The following is a 12,752-nucleotide window of genomic DNA, read 5'->3' on the forward strand; positions in this document are numbered from 1 at the left end:
GAGGACAGCAATGGCTGGGGTGACGCTAAGGGCTTCCCCGCCGACTCGCCCAGCGCAGCTGTCGCACCATGCCGCGCAGCAGGGCCACCTCGCCCTCGTCGATCTGGGCGCGCTGCAGCAGGGCCCGCACTTTGGCCATGCGGGCATGGGCGGTGTGCGGATAGAGAAACCCAACCTCCAGAAGCAGTTCCTCGGCATCCGCCAGGCTGGCTTCCAGGGCCGCCCGGGTGGCGGGATCCCCCGGATCCTCCGCTCTAACGGCGCCCGCTGGAGAGGGCGTCGCTTCACCCGCGCTGCGCAGGCCGTGCAGCTCGTGCAGCACCACCGCCACGGCATGGGAGAGGTTGAGCGAGGCGTAGGCGGCGCCGGTGCCGATCTGCAGCAGCCTTCCGGCCTGCAGCAGCTCGTCGTTGCTGAGGCCCCGATCCTCCCGGCCGAAGACCAGGGCCAGGGGCGCCGCCATTGCCGCCGGGGCCGCGGAGGGTGCGGCCGCGGCCGTCGCTGCGGAGCCCACCAGCAGCCAGCGCAGGGCCTCTCCTGGAGGCAACAGCGGCAGGGGCGGCGCATCGAGGCGGCCGCTGGTGGCCACCACCCGCCGGCAATCGGCCAGGGCCTCGGCCAGGCAGCTGTGGCGGCTGGCCGCCTCCAGCAGGGAGCGGCCATGCACCGCCATCCGCACCGCTTCCTCGCCGAGGGGATCGCAGCGGGGAGCCACCAAGCGCAGCCGATCCACCCCGAAGTTGGCGCACAGCCGGGCGACGCTGCCGACGTTGAGCGGGCCGGCCGGCTCCACCAGCACCACGGCGATGGACGGCCGGTCGAGGCTCAAGGGATCAAGGCAGGGTGTGGAGGAAGGCGAGCAGATCGGCCATGGCCTGGGGATCGGGCTGGAAGCGCGGCATCGGCGGGGTGCGGCCACTCACCACCTGCTCGATCAGCTGGCGGTCGCTCTTGCGGCGATCCACGCCATGCAGATTCGGGCCCACCAGCCCCTGGGCCGCCAGGCCGTGGCAACCGGCACAGTTGAGTCGAAACAGTCGCCCGCCGTTACCGGCCGAGCCGGTGAGCTCGATCGTCTGGCGGGTGTAGGGATCCATCCGAGCCGCCGGCAGCACCACCAGCACCAGCAGGATGCAGGCCGCGGCAGCCACCGCCACCAGGGCCACGACCAAGCCACGTCTCCGTCCACCTGAACCCTCATCCTCTCCCCGCGGCACGATGCCGGAGAGACCGTCTGGGCTGCTCAGCGCGGGGGAGGGAGGGGCTGTCACGGATGGAGAAAAGGCACGCAGTGCCGACCGGCGCATGGAAGAATTGTGCCGTGCTTCCCGTCACGGCGTTTCCCCATGATCGAACCCCTGCTCTGCGGCATCGTGCTGGGTCTGATCCCCGTGACCCTGGTGGGGCTGTTCGTGGCCGCCTGGAACCAGTACCGCCGTGGCAGTGCCCTCGGCGGCTGAAGCCGGTCTGCTGACCTCCAGCAGCTGAACCGTGGTGCTGCCGTAGCGCCGCTCATCGCGGCAGCGCCATCCCGCTGGCAGCTCGGGCAGGGTCTCGCTGGCACACTCCCAGATCAGCGTTCCCCCCGGTGCAAGCCACCTCCCGGCCAGCAGAGCCGCCGCGATTGCCGGGTAGAGCCCAGCCCGGTAGGGAGGATCTGCATAGATCAGATCGCATCCACGACCGGCCTGCTCCCTCTTGAGCCAGCCGATCACCTCCTGGCAGATCACCGTCAGCTTCGGCACCGTCAACGAATAGCTCGTCAACTGGGACTCCGTCAGGCAGGAATCTGAAACCGTGGTCCGTTCGGGGGTCCAGCGGCTGGCAGCCGTCACACCGGCGACAGCTTCCAGGTTTCTGCGGCTGATGGCGGCATGGCGTCGATCCTTGTCCACCGCCACCACCACGGCGGCTCCACGCTGCAGGGCTTCACAGCCCATGGCACCGCTGCCGCTGAACAGATCCAGCCAGGTCGCACCCGGCAGATCGCGGCACAGCATGTTCATCACCGCCTCTCGCACCCGGGCCGGGGTGGGGCGGGCCCCATGCCCCGGCGGGCTGAGCAGGGTGCGGCCACCGCTGAGACGCAGGCTCACGAGGCTCCTCTCAGGTGGGCAGCTGCGCGAGCCACTCCAGCCAGCGGCGCAGCATCGCCTCGCCCACCGGGCCCGATTTTTCTGGATGGAACTGACAGGCCGCGATCCGCTCCTGCCAGACCGCCGCGGTGAGCGGCACCCCACCGAAATCCACCTGGGCGGTGACACAGGCCGGGTCCAGAGGTTCGGCGGCATAGGAGTGCACGAAATAGACCCACTGCGGCGGTAGCCCATCGGGGAGCAGCGCACTGGCCTGGGCCGGCAGCAGCGGTGCCCATCCCATGTGCGGGATTGGATGACCCGGCAGTCGAGGCAGGGCGCTGACCCGCCCGGCCAGTAATCCCAGCCCGGGGCGTTGCCCTTCATCGCTGGCCTCGAAGAGAAGCTGCAGCCCCAGGCAGATGCCCAGCAGGGGCCGGCCAGCTCCACACCATGCGGCAATCGCCGGGATCAACCCCGACTGCTCCAGGCGCTCCATGGCTGGATCAAACGCCCCCACCCCCGGCAGCACCAGGGCCTGCAGGCCCTCGATCTCCGCGGCGGCGTGGATCGGCACCACCGTGGCGCCGAGACGCTCGAAGGCCCGCTGCACCGAGTGGAGGTTGCCCATGCCGTAGTCGAGCAGCCCAAGCCGGATCACAGGGTCGCCTCCACCAGACGCACACCGGGTTGCTCCAGGGCCGGACAGGGGGCCAGATCGAGCCCATTGAGACGGTCGATCAGCTGATAGAGCTGGCCGATGCGGCGCTTGTCGAGCTGGAAGCGGAGGCAGGGCCGCAGGATGCCGTTTTCATCACAGCTTTCACCCGCACTGATGGTGCCCTCCTCGACCAGCTGCTCGAACTCGCGGTTGAGTTCGGCCAGCAGAGCGATCGGCACGGGAACGTGCAGCAGCAGTTCGAGGCGGTCTTCGCCCAGATTGGTGCCGTGATAGACGCGGTAGAACCGGCTGATCTGGGCGATGGCCTCCTGGGCCGTGCGTGCTTCCCGCAGTAGCGAGGTGTCTTCCGGTGAGATGAGGCCACGATCCACCAGGCTGCGGCGGATGTCGTCCTGCCACACCTCCCAGAAGCGATCCCCTTCCGGCGCCAGAAGCACCAGGGGGATCGGCGGGGTGCGACCGGTCTGAATCAGGGTCAGGGACTCGAACAGTTCATCGAAGGTGCCGAACCCGCCCGGCATCACCACCAGGGCATCGCTTTCCCGCAGGAAGAACAGTTTGCGGGTGAAAAAGTAGCGGAAGTGAAGCAGCCGCCCGTCGCAGCCACTCACGTAGCGATTGGCGTGCTGCTCAAACGGCAGATCCACGTTGAGGCCGATGCTGTTCTCGCATCCGGCTCCCTGGTTGGCCGCCTCCATGACGCCGCCACCGGCTCCGGTCATCACCTCGAAGCCCTGAGCCACCGCTGCCGCGGCCAGCTCGATGGCCAGCTGGTACGAGGGATCCTCGGGGGACGTGCGGGCCGAGCCGAACACCGTCACCTTGCGGGTCTGGCGGTGGGGCTGGAACACCGCAAGTCCATCGCGGATATCCGCCATGGCGCCATTGATCAGACGCCATTCACTGGTGTCGTCACTGCTGCGGGCGATCTCCAGAAGCGTGACGATGGTGCGCTCGATCTGACGGCGCTGTGGATGCCCCTGAAGCAGGTTGCCCAGCACCTGCAGGGGGCTCTGACCGAAGCCGTCGAGGGTGGAAAGAGAGGGAGTCAGAGGTACTTGGAAATCGTTCCGGAGAGGGTGGTCTTGGGAACAGCTCCAACGACGGTATCCACCTTGTTGCCGCCCTTGAACACCATCAGGGTTGGGATGGAACGGATGCCGTACTGACTGGCAACATTGGGGTTCTCATCGGTGTTGAGCTTGAACACCTTGATCTTGCCCTCGAATTCCTTGGCAATTTCATCGACGATCGGCGCCACCATCCGGCAGGGGCCGCACCAGGGAGCCCAGAAATCCACCAGCACAGGCACGTCGCTCTTGAGCACGTCTTGCTCAAAGGAGGCGTCGGTGACGGCTGCAGCGCTGGACATCCTTAACTGGGATCAGGGTGATTCGAATCTAGCAACGGCCCCTGAATCCTCCAGACGGCTCCCGTCGAAGCGTTGCACGGCTTGATGGGACAAGATCCAGGGGCCAGGAAGACAAAAAGCCCGGACGCGCCGGGCCGGGGGGTGTGAGGAGTGTGCGAGCCGTAGCCCCCACACCCTGAGATTAACGCCCGTCTCGCCGACGCCCGAACTGAATCTCAGCTTGCGACAGGCCCGGAATCACTTGCCCATGCCCAGCTGCTGGGCCTTCTGATACACCTTCCCTTCGGTGAGCAGCGACGGAGCGACCACCACCTCCACCTGCTGCATGTCCTTGATGGTGCGGGCACCCAGGGTGCCCATGGAGGTGCGGATGCAGCCCAGCAGATTCTGGGTGCCGTCATCGAGGCCAGCGGGGCCGCGCAGGATCTTCTCGAGGCTGCCGGTGGTGCCCACCTTGATGCGGGTGCCCCTGGGCAACACGGGGCTGGGGGTGGCCATGCCCCAGTGGAAGCCGCGGCCCGGGGCTTCGGCGGCACGGGCGATCGGTGAGCCGATCATCACGGCGTCGGCGCCGCAGGCCAGGCATTTGCAGATGTCGCCGCCGGTGACGATGCCACCATCCGCCACGATCGGCACGTAACGACCGCTCTCCGTCTGATAGTCGTCGCGGGCCGCTGCGCAGTCGGCCACCGCGGTGGCCTGGGGGATGCCGATGCCAAGCACGCCGCGCGAGGTGCAGGCGGCGCCAGGGCCGATGCCCACCATCACACCGGCGGCGCCGGCACGCATCAGTTGCAGGGCCACCTCGTAGGTGACGCAGTTGCCGATCACCACCGGCACGCCGAAGTCGCGGCAGAGGGTGGCCAGATCCAGGGTCTCCTGGCCTTCAGGGCCGATGTGCTCGGTGCTCACCACCGTGGCCTGGACGAAGAAGAGGTCGGCACCGGCCTCGGCGATCGCCTTGCCGAACTTCAGGGCCGCCACGGGGGTGGCACTCACCGCGGCAATGCCGCCCTTGGCCTTGATCTCAGCGATCCGCTGGCGAATCAGATCCTCCCGGACCGGCTGGCTGTAGAGCTCCTGCATCAGCGGCACGAAGGCGTCCTTGCCCACGGCGGCGATGCGATCCAGCACGGGGTTGGGATCGTCGTAGCGGCACTGCACCCCCTCCAGGTTCAGCACCCCCAGGGCCCCTTGCCTGGTGAGTTCCACGGCCATGTCCACGTCCACTACCCCATCCATCGCACTAGCGATGATCGGGATCTCGCGATCGATGCCACCCAGGGTCCAGCTGCTGTCGGTCACCGCCGGATCAACGGTCCGGCCACCGGGCACCAGGGCGATCTCATCGATGCCGTAGGCACGGCGGACGGTGCGGGATCGACCGAGCTGGATGTTCACCGGAGGTTGACGCAATCGAGACAAACTATCAACAAGCCGTCACATCACCGCCTCGACTCAGCCCCTGCCACGAAAGGATTCCCAGCGGCTGCTCCAGTCCTGCAGCAGGGCCTGGCGATCCTTGCTGGTCACCAGCTTGGTCACCGCGAAGCGGCTGAGCCAGATGACCCCCACCAGCTCCAGCAGCCCGGGCAGCAGGGGAAGGCTCTGCATCGCCCCGATCACGCCGGCATACACCTTCAGCAGCATCACCACGCCGATCAGCACCGCCAGGGCGATCAGGGGGGAGCGCAGCTGCTGCCAGAGCTCCTGCACGGCGCCGCTGGCGAACCAGTCCTGCAGCTTCGAGACCAGCAGCTGCCATTCGCCACCCTCAGCGGCTTCACTCTCCAGAGGAGGCACCGTCAAGGTGGCGGCCAGCGGCGAGTCGCTGTCAGGAGCCGGTGTGGTGACGTCCGGGGCCTGGGCAGCCTCCACGGCAGGAGCTGCGGGGGCAGGCATGCCGGCATCCTCGGCGGACGGCATCGGACTGGAACTGTCGACCATGGGTCCAGGCAGGGCTGGAGCGGAGCTTACGGCGACCTTTCCAGGCGTTCCAGGCGGGAGGTCTCGGGATGCAGATCCCTGGGGAGGCAATCTCAGCAGTTCCAGGAGGGCCTTCAGGGTCCAAGGCGTCCAGGGACATCCTTCAGGGATCGAGGGGAAGCAGGGCCGCTCGCTCCGTCAGGGGCTGCAGCGGCAGTCGCAGCGGGAAGCGTCCCTCCTGCAGACGTTGCACCAGCTCCTCGCCGATCTCGGCCGCCAGGCGAATGCTGTGGGCCGGGGCGCAGCGCAGCGATCGGCCACTGACCTGCACCCGACCCGCCAGCAGCTGGGCATAGGGCACACCGCCGAAGCTGGGCTTGATCCGCCGCGGGATCGACAGGTCGAGCACCGGAGCCTCCAACTGTTCATTGGGGGCGGCGGCGCGACGGGCGACGGCCTCGCTGAGCAGGGGAACCGGTGCCGCCAGCGCCACCAGCAGGGCACTGCCCTGCCCCTCGAAATGGCTGGCCCGCAGCCAGCGCAGATCAAGATCAGCCAGGTCCACGCTCACCGCTGCCACGGCGCCGGGCGTGCGGGCATGGCCGCTGGCCTGGCGCCGCGGCCGCGGCTGATGGCCGCTGCCCGCCCCCAGCACCACACCCATCCCACCAGCCACCAGCACCGGTGACCCCGGTCCCAAGCCGGCCAGGCCCGGCATCGTCAGGCCGATGCTGCCGGCGCCACCACAGCTGAACAACGCGTTGCCGAAGGGGCCCAGCAGGGGGCCGTAGGGGGAGCGGATCAGCCCTTCGGCGCTGCTCACCGCCACCACGCCGTTCTCGCTGATGGCGCGATGCAGGCTGAGGCGGGCCACGCCGATGCGATCGAGGTCAAGGCTGGTGTGCAGTTCCGGCCGGGGCTGCAGAGCCGTGGCGTCGCCGGTGGCCGCCAGGCTCACCCGCCGACCGGCCAGCAGGTTCGCCAGCACCTGGGCTCCCCCAGCGGCGATCGGCAGCAACAGCTCGCCCGGTCCGGCACCGGCCAGGGCCGCCACCCCATCCACCTGTGCCTCCCGGATCCGGATCGGTGGATCGGTGGGGCCCAAGCCGAGCAGCAAGCAACCCTGATCGATGAAGCTGGCGTCGGCGGCCACCACCACATCGGTTGCGGCGTAGGCCTGCTCCAGCCCCAGCTCGGCCACCCGCTGCCGGAAAACGACGGCCGTGCAGACCCGCAACGTGCCCTGCCGCTGCCGCCGCTGCAGATCGACCTCAGTGCGAACCGTTCGGCTCATGGGGCTTCGATAAACTGGCGTCTTCTAGAGACGGTCGTGCATGGCGGATCCAAGCGGGCCCGGACCCACAGGTCCCGGGGAATCCGACGGGCGGATCATCCAGGCCGACCTTCGCAACGAAATGTCGCGCTCCTACCTGGAGTATGCGATGAGCGTGATCGTGGGCCGGGCCCTTCCCGATGCCCGCGATGGCCTGAAGCCGGTGCATCGCCGCATCCTCTATGCGATGTACGAGCTGGGTCTGACCAGCGACCGGCCCTACCGCAAATGCGCCCGGGTGGTGGGCGAGGTGCTGGGTAAGTACCACCCCCACGGCGACACGGCGGTCTACGACGCCCTGGTGCGCATGGCCCAGGACTTCTCGATGCGCATGCCCCTGATCGATGGGCATGGCAACTTCGGCTCGGTGGACAACGATCCGCCGGCGGCGATGCGCTACACCGAATCGCGCCTGCAGGCCCTCACCACCGACAGCCTGCTCGAAGACATCGAGAGCGAAACGGTCGATTTCGCCGACAACTTCGACGGCAGCCAGCAGGAACCGACGGTGATGCCGGCGCGCATCCCCCAGCTGCTGCTGAATGGCTCCACCGGCATCGCCGTGGGGATGGCCACCAACATTCCGCCCCATAACCTCACCGAGCTGATTGATGGCCTGCTGGCCCTGATCGCCGACCCCGAACTCGACGATCGTCAGCTGCTGGCCCTGGTTCCCGGGCCGGATTTCCCCACCGGCGGCCAGATCCTCGGCCGCCGAGGCATCCGCGAGATGTACACCACCGGCCGCGGCTCGGTGACGATGCGCGGTGTGGCGATGATCGAGACCGTGGAGGCCAAGGGCCGTCCGGACCGCGATGCGGTGATCATCACCGAGCTTCCCTACCAGACCAACAAGGCGGCGCTGATCGAGCGGATCGCCGAAATGGTGAATGACAAGAAGCTGGAGGGCATCGCCGACATCCGCGACGAATCGGATCGCGATGGAATGCGGATCGTGATTGAACTGCGGCGGGATGCTTACCCGCAGGTGGTGCTGAACAATCTGTTCAAACTCACGCCACTCCAGAATAATTTCAGCGCCTACATGCTGGCGCTGGTCAAGGGCGAACCGGTGCTGCTCACCCTGCGCAAGATGCTGCAGGTGTTCCTTGAGTTCCGCATCGAGACGATCGAGCGGCGCACGCGCTATCTGCTTCGCAAGGCCGAGGAGCGCGATCACATCCTGCTCGGCCTGCTGATCGCCCTTGACAATCTCGATGCGATCATCGCCCTGATCCGCAGCGCGGCCGACACCGCCACAGCCCGCATCGCCCTGACCGAGCAGTTCGGCCTGACCGAGATCCAGGCCGACGCGATCCTGCAGATGCAGCTGCGGCGCCTCACCGCCCTGGAAGCCGACAAGATCCGGCTGGAGCACGAGGATCTGCTCGCCAAGATCACCGACTACCAGGACATCCTGGCCCGGCGGGAGCGGGTGCTGGGGCTGATCGAGGAGGAGCTGCAGGCCATCCGCACCCGTTACGGCTCGCCCCGCCGCACCGAGATCCTCGATCTCGAAGGCGGCCTCGAAGACATCGACCTGATCGCCAATGAGCGCTCTGTGGTGTTGCTCACCGAGAACGGCTACCTCAAGCGGATGCCGGTGAGTGAGTTCGAGGCCACCAGCCGCGGCACCCGCGGCAAGGCCGGCACCAAGAGCCAGGGCGAAGAGGCGGTGAAGCTGTTCATCAGCTGCAACGATCACGATGCCTTGCTGCTGTTCAGCGATCGCGGTGTGGTGTATTCCATCCCCGCCTACCGCGTGCCGCTCTGCAGCCGTGCCGCCAAGGGAACACCGGTGGTGCAGTTGCTGCCGATTCCGCGCGAGGAGGCCCTCACCTCCCTGCTGGCCGTGAGCGACTTCGACGACAGCATGCAGCTGCTGATGTTGACCAGCGGCGGCTACATCAAGCGCACCAACCTCTCGGCCTTCGCCAATATCCGCTCCAATGGCCTGATCGCCATTTCCCTGGAAGATGGCGATGCCCTCACCTGGGTGCGGCTGGCCCTGCCCGGCGACAGCGTGCTGATCGGCTCGCGCCAGGGCATGACCATCCACTTCCGTCTCCTCGATGAGGAACTGCGGCCGCTGGGACGCACGGCCAGAGGCGTGCGGGCCATGAATCTGCGCGCCGGTGATCAGCTGGTGAGCATGGATGTGCTGCCCGTGGAGCTGGCTGATCGGGTCGCCCGCAGTGCCACCAGCGAAGACGACGGTGATGCCGAAGCCGACGGCGAAGAACTGGCGCCCTCCGAAGGGCCCTGGGTGCTTGTCGCCTCAGCCAGTGGGCTGGGCAAGCGGGTGCCGGTGGATCAGTTCCGGCTCCAGAAACGGGCCGGCATGGGCTTGCGCACCATGAAGTTCCGCCGCAATGGCGACGTGCTGGTGGGCCTCAAGGTGGTGGGCAGCGGCGAGGAGTTGCTGCTGGTGAGCGAGCGCGGCGTGATCGTGCGGATGCAGGCCGATGCGGTGCCGCAGCAGTCGCGCGCCGCCACGGGGGTGAGGCTCCAGAAGCTCGATTCCGGCGACCGCCTCAGCGAGGTGGTGCTGGTGCCGCCGGCGCCGGAGGGCGACGAGGAACTCCTGAACGCCCCGGATCCCGAGGCCTGAGGTCTGCCATGGTCGATGTTCTGGTGATCGGCAGCGGACCGGCGGCGCTGGCGATCACAGCTGCCCTCGGCACCTGCGGCGTCAATGTGATCGCCCTGGCGCCTCAGCCTCCTGAGACCCCCTGGGAGAACACCTACGGCGTCTGGGGCGAGGAGGTGGACAGCCTGGGGCTGAGCCATCTGCTGGCCCACCGCTGGAGCACCACGGTGAGCTGGTTCGGGCCCGAACCCCTCAGCCATGACCGGGACTATGGCCTGTTCGATCGCTGCAAATTGCAACAGCACTGGCTGGAGCACGGTCAGGCCGCCGGCTTGCTGTGGCAGTGCGGCCAGGCGACCCGGATCGAGCACGGCTCCCACCATTCCACGGTGAGCCTGGCCGATGGCAGCCAGCTGCGGGCCCGACTGGTGGTGGATGCCAGCGGCCATCAGCCGGTGTTCGTGCGCCGGCCCGATCGGGGACCCGTGGCCGGCCAGGCCGCCTACGGAATCGTGGGGCGATTCTCGGCGCCACCGGTGGATCCGAACCAGTTCGTCCTGATGGATTTCCGCGCCGACCACCTCACGCCGGAGGAGCGGCAGCAACCGCCCAGCTTTCTCTACGCCATGGATCTGGGCGATGGCGTGTTCTTCGTGGAGGAGACCTCCCTCGCCCTGGCACCCGCTCTTCCCTTTGCGGTGCTGAAGCAGCGCCTGCAGCGCCGCCTCAGCCATCGCGGCGTGGCGGTGCAGGAGATCCATCACGAGGAGTTCTGCCTATTCCCGATGAATCTGCCGCTGCCACACCTGGATCAACCGGTGCTGGGCTTTGGCGGAGCCGCCAGCATGGTCCATCCGGCCTCGGGCTACATGGTGGGCTCGCTGCTGCGCCGGGCGCCGGTGCTGGCCGAGGCGGTGGCTGAAGCGCTGTCGGATCCGCACTGCACCACGGCGGAGCTGGCCCGGCACTCCTGGGCAGCCCTCTGGCCGCAGGAGCTACGCCGCAAGCATGCCTTGTATCAGTTCGGCCTCGAGAAGCTGATGCGGTTTCCCGAGGAGCAGATCTGCCACTTCTTCGAGACCTTCTTCCACCTTCCCAATCGGCAGTGGTATGGCTTCCTCTCCAACACCCTGCCGCTGCCGGAGCTGGTGGGGGCCATGTTGAAGCTGTACGGATCCGCCCCCTGGGACGTGCGCTGGGGCCTGATGGAACCCCGGGGACGGGAGCTGGCGCTGCTGGGTCGGCTGTTGAGCCCCTGAGGGCGGCGGAGCGGGCCGGCGGCAGGGTGGCCACGATCACCAGGACCAGCAGCAGTTCGAGGGCGAGGGGAAGATCGATATTGGGGGGATAGGGGGCGGGGGCGCCGGCACGGGTTCTCCTGCGAAGGACCAGGTGCCGCTCTGGCACTTCCCACTCAAGCCAGCAGATGCGGCAGCTCGGCAAGACCCTCCGGCGGGATCCAGTCCTGCGCATGGCCGCGGGGCCTGCGGTCTGCAGGCAGAGAAGACTAATGCAGCAACTCCGCACCGAGATGCCCTGAAAGACGCACCAAGACCGCGAGAAGATCGCACAAAAACCTCGCAAGAACCTTGCAGAAACTGCTTTATATGCTAGGGAAGCACTGGAAAACCACGATTTTTACGATCTTGATTCGTGAAAGCCCTTGCAGTGCCGTGGCTCCCTTGGGCGTGATCGGGGTTTTCCAGAGTCTCCCTAGACGAACACCACCTGGTCATCACATAGAAGTTGCCTAAGCATATGATGAAGATCCAGCGCAGGATTGCTTTGCTTCGCTTGTGTCTTTGGCCATTCTCTTCTGCTCCATGCTGATGCCATGCTCCGCCATGGCCAACGACCATGCCGCTGACTGATCCCATGGCCCTCGCCACCCTGTCGAACCCACTGGATGCCAAGGCCAGAGCCGTTGGGGGCCGGCCGGAATCCACCTATGGCGACCTCACCAGCGACAGGGGCCAAGCCTGTCCCATGAAAAGGCATCCACCTCAAGGGCCTGGCCAGGCAAGCCTCGGCCATGACGACAACAGACGACCTGAAGCAAGGAGCTAAGTCTATCGCCAGAATCTGTCGCCAAATCGGTTGAGGGTGCCGCCGCAACACTTGCCGATGACCTCAGCTGAGCCATCCGCCCCGGGCAGGCTGAGTGGCAGAACAGCTGTCCTACAAAGAAATAGGGCTTGCTGAAATTCGTTTTCCAGCTTTCGTGGTCCATCAAGGGCGATGCTCTGACAAGCCTGTGCCTGGTTAATTGATCAATAAATGGCTCAATGATGCTGCCTAAAACGTCCCCAGAATCGCTGCGCGACGATCAGGAGAAAACAAGTACATGATCATCATGCACACAGATGCAATCAAAGCCAATAAAAGGCGCAGCAAGCGCAAGATCTTCTCAGCATTCATCACAAAGAAGGCCATCCCGATCACCGATTTCGAGGTTGCAACGAGCTTCGTCATGATCCGATCGAGTCCATATTTTCTCTTGCTTGTGCCGATTCTGCCTTCGATCACCGAACGCTTTCTCAGGTCGGATTTAAACAGCTCTCGTTGTTCTATTGTCTGACCTTCGGTCACCGCTGCCTCCTTCTTGCGTGCGCGGCCACTGAGTCGGATGTCACTGTCTTCGCAGAATTTCTTGTTCGCGACTGTCATATAGATCGCATCCGCACAAATTCGTGCCGGATAGTATCCTCGTTCTTCCTTGTATCGCTGGGCTCGCCCGATCAGGTCATTCGCCTCATTGTAGTTGTCCCAGCTGA

At 66.4% G+C, this 12,752-nt stretch carries 12 protein-coding genes and 1 pseudogene; 3 read left to right on the plus strand and 10 right to left on the minus strand.

The annotated features are described in order from the left end of the window. Positions 1–25: 25 nt before the first annotated feature. A complete protein-coding gene (locus KQ310_RS08085; RefSeq protein WP_259721249.1) occupies positions 26–829 on the minus strand; it encodes an RNA methyltransferase in 804 nt (267 codons plus the stop codon). A 4-nt stretch (positions 830–833) separates the two neighbouring features. Further along, positions 834–1,271, minus strand: a complete 438-nt coding sequence (locus tag KQ310_RS08090) for a cytochrome c (RefSeq protein WP_259721250.1) — start codon at positions 1,269–1,271, stop codon at positions 834–836. A 75-nt stretch (positions 1,272–1,346) separates the two neighbouring features. Here KQ310_RS08090 and petG point away from each other — a divergent pair, with 75 nt between their 5' ends. Then, on the plus strand, positions 1,347–1,460 hold the full coding sequence (gene petG / locus KQ310_RS08095; RefSeq protein WP_015110794.1) for a cytochrome b6-f complex subunit V: 114 nt from the start codon (positions 1,347–1,349) through the stop codon (positions 1,458–1,460). Between the two features lie 81 nt (positions 1,461–1,541). Here petG and KQ310_RS08100 read toward each other — a convergent pair. The 7 genes and pseudogenes from KQ310_RS08100 to KQ310_RS08130 all read right to left on the minus strand — a co-directional run. Beyond that, positions 1,542–2,096: pseudogene (locus tag KQ310_RS08100) on the minus strand (RsmD family RNA methyltransferase); the annotation flags it as partial. Between the two features lie 10 nt (positions 2,097–2,106). Continuing rightward, positions 2,107–2,736, minus strand: coding sequence for an imidazole glycerol phosphate synthase subunit HisH (gene hisH, locus KQ310_RS08105; RefSeq protein WP_259721251.1), 630 nt, complete (start codon positions 2,734–2,736; stop codon positions 2,107–2,109). Further along, a complete protein-coding gene (locus KQ310_RS08110) occupies positions 2,733–3,758 on the minus strand; it encodes a TIGR00730 family Rossman fold protein (RefSeq protein WP_259721252.1) in 1,026 nt (341 codons plus the stop codon). The genes hisH and KQ310_RS08110 overlap by 4 nt, the downstream gene beginning before the upstream one ends. A gap of 47 nt (positions 3,759–3,805) precedes the next feature. Then, complete coding sequence (gene trxA, locus KQ310_RS08115) at positions 3,806–4,129, minus strand: thioredoxin (RefSeq protein WP_197153940.1); 324 nt, start codon at positions 4,127–4,129, stop codon at positions 3,806–3,808. 237 nt (positions 4,130–4,366) lie between these two features. Then, complete coding sequence (locus KQ310_RS08120) at positions 4,367–5,530, minus strand: GuaB3 family IMP dehydrogenase-related protein (protein ID WP_259721253.1); 1,164 nt, start codon at positions 5,528–5,530, stop codon at positions 4,367–4,369. Positions 5,531–5,587: 57 nt separating this feature from the next. Beyond that, positions 5,588–6,076: a CAAD domain-containing protein gene (locus tag KQ310_RS08125; RefSeq protein WP_259721254.1), complete on the minus strand. Its 489-nt coding sequence runs from the start codon at positions 6,074–6,076 to the stop codon at positions 5,588–5,590. A 142-nt stretch (positions 6,077–6,218) separates the two neighbouring features. After that, positions 6,219–7,349 carry a homocysteine biosynthesis protein gene (locus tag KQ310_RS08130; RefSeq protein ID WP_259721255.1) on the minus strand — a complete coding sequence of 377 codons (1,131 nt, stop codon included), beginning with the start codon at positions 7,347–7,349 and terminating at the stop codon, positions 6,219–6,221. Between the two features lie 40 nt (positions 7,350–7,389). Here KQ310_RS08130 and gyrA point away from each other — a divergent pair, with 40 nt between their 5' ends. Continuing rightward, the gene (gene gyrA, locus KQ310_RS08135) at positions 7,390–9,999 is read left to right on the plus strand and encodes a DNA gyrase subunit A (protein WP_259721256.1); all 2,610 of its coding nucleotides are present in this window, start codon (positions 7,390–7,392) and stop codon (positions 9,997–9,999) included. Positions 10,000–10,007: 8 nt separating this feature from the next. Next, positions 10,008–11,237: a lycopene beta cyclase gene (gene crtL / locus KQ310_RS08140; RefSeq protein ID WP_259721257.1), complete on the plus strand. Its 1,230-nt coding sequence runs from the start codon at positions 10,008–10,010 to the stop codon at positions 11,235–11,237. 1,036 nt (positions 11,238–12,273) lie between these two features. Here crtL and KQ310_RS08145 read toward each other — a convergent pair. After that, positions 12,274–12,752 (minus strand): transposase (locus tag KQ310_RS08145; RefSeq protein WP_259721258.1); only part of this gene is annotated, 479 nt, incomplete at its 5' end.

Source organism: Synechococcus sp. CS-1328, assembly GCF_025128095.1.
Taxonomy (GTDB): domain Bacteria; phylum Cyanobacteriota; class Cyanobacteriia; order PCC-6307; family Cyanobiaceae; genus CBW1002.

Excerpts from the sequence above, each read along its gene's own strand:
- petG (WP_015110794.1), top strand. The coding sequence starts at position 1,347 with ATGATCGAACCCCTGCTCTGCGGCATCGTGCTGGGTCTGATCCCCGTG.
- trxA (WP_197153940.1), bottom strand. The coding sequence starts at position 4,129 with ATGTCCAGCGCTGCAGCCGTCACCGACGCCTCCTTTGAGCAAGACGTG.
- KQ310_RS08125 (WP_259721254.1), bottom strand. The coding sequence starts at position 6,076 with ATGGTCGACAGTTCCAGTCCGATGCCGTCCGCCGAGGATGCCGGCATG.
- KQ310_RS08130 (WP_259721255.1), bottom strand. The coding sequence starts at position 7,349 with ATGAGCCGAACGGTTCGCACTGAGGTCGATCTGCAGCGGCGGCAGCGG.
- gyrA (WP_259721256.1), top strand. The coding sequence starts at position 7,390 with ATGGCGGATCCAAGCGGGCCCGGACCCACAGGTCCCGGGGAATCCGAC.
- crtL (WP_259721257.1), top strand. The coding sequence starts at position 10,008 with ATGGTCGATGTTCTGGTGATCGGCAGCGGACCGGCGGCGCTGGCGATC.